Origin of the sequence: Citrobacter sp. TBCS-14, assembly GCF_005280805.1 — a bacterium.
In the GTDB taxonomy this organism is placed as follows: domain Bacteria; phylum Pseudomonadota; class Gammaproteobacteria; order Enterobacterales; family Enterobacteriaceae; genus Citrobacter; species Citrobacter gillenii.
On the sequence record NZ_SZWM01000487.1, the window covers coordinates 1 to 288 of the forward strand.

The 288-nt window shown below is 49.0% G+C and carries 1 pseudogene; it reads left to right on the forward strand.

The annotated features are described in order from the left end of the window. Positions 1-288: pseudogene (ymfL, locus tag FDX22_RS19475) on the forward strand (protein YmfL); the annotation flags it as partial.

Below are 288 nucleotides of genomic sequence, written 5' to 3' on the forward strand. Positions count from 1 at the left end.
ACTGGCTGGATGTAACTGAGAACGCGCTATTCAACCGTCTTCGTGCAGATGGCGATCAGATTTTCCCGCTTGGTTGAGCAATGGTGTTACAGCGTGCTGGTGGTACTCACCATATTGCTGATGCTGTAGCGCAATCTGCGAATGGTGTCTTTGTATCACTTCCGGAAATTGAGGAGGTGGAGAACGCTGATATTAACCAGCGTCTGCTGGAAGCCATCGAGCAGGTTGGAAGCTACTCAAAGCAAATTCGTTTAGCAATCGAAGATGGGGTGGTAGAGCTTCATGAAC